Raw genomic sequence first — 1,068 nt, 5'->3', positions numbered from 1 at the left:
TTTGACGGCGAAAGTGACGGAGACGCTTTTTATACAGCACATCGTCTACCTGAACCGTCGTTTCTATAAAATAACGATTAGGAGGCGGAACATTGGAAGTCATTTATGTAAATAAAAGCAACCGGCATACGTTTCTAGCGGCAAATGAACCAAGTGTGATCGCCTTAGGATTTTTTGATGGAGTTCATTTAGGTCATCAACAAGTCATCAAAGAAGCTAAAAAAATAGCAGATGAAAAGCAATTGCAACTCGCCTGCATGAGCTTTTTCCCACACCCTAAAGAAGTGCTTAAAAGAGATAAGAAAAAAATACAATACTTAATGCCAATGATCGTCAAGCAACGAATTTTGAAAAGTTTAGGCGTAAAGAAATTTTACATCGTGCAATTCGATCAAGACTTTGCTTCCTTAACACCTGAACAATTTGTCCAAAACTATCTTCTTGACTTTGAGGTAAAGTACGCAGTGGCAGGCTTTGACTTTAATTATGGCCAATTTGGAAAAGGAAATATGAATCGAATAAAAGAGGACTCGAAAGGCTTGATTGAAGGAATAAAAGTAGAAAAAGTGGAGTTTGGTGGAGAAAAAATCAGCTCTACATTAATAAGAAAGTTAATTTCTTCAGGAAAAATGGATATCGTCCACCGCTATTTAGGTGAGCATTACCATATACAAGGAAAGATATTTTCCACTAAAAATAGTGTTGAAGTCGTAGCGAGTCCTTATTATCTTCTTCCTCCCCCAGGAGTATATGAAGTAACTGTTTCAAAAGGGGATGAAATAGACAATCAAGTCGTTTTAGTGACACAGGAAACGCCTAAAATTATCTTTTCTGCTCACAACAATCGTTTATTAGCTGATCAAGAAGACATTCACATTGGGTGGATCAAACGTTTATCACCTGGAATGTTTACGATTTTGGAGGAACAGCCTTCTTTATCACAGGAAGCATAATAGGATAAATAAACCGGTTTAACTGCCGGATTTATTATAAAATAAAAATTTAAAAATGACGGAGGTATAAACATGAGTGCAGAAACAGCATGGTTAGAAGAATTGACGTATTTAA

At 36.2% G+C, this 1,068-nt stretch carries 1 protein-coding gene; it reads left to right on the top strand.

All coding sequences use genetic code 11. The annotated features are described in order from the left end of the window. The first annotated feature begins 92 nt into the window (after positions 1-92). Positions 93-953 carry an FAD synthetase family protein gene (locus BLL40_RS16705; RefSeq protein ID WP_073712971.1) on the top strand — a complete coding sequence of 287 codons (861 nt, stop codon included), beginning with the start codon at positions 93-95 and terminating at the stop codon, positions 951-953. Positions 954-1,068: the final 115 nt, after the last annotated feature.

Source organism: Domibacillus mangrovi (assembly GCF_001906925.1).
GTDB lineage: Bacteria > Bacillota > Bacilli > Bacillales > Domibacillaceae > Domibacillus > Domibacillus mangrovi.
This window is presented reverse-complemented; position numbering and strand designations above follow the sequence as displayed.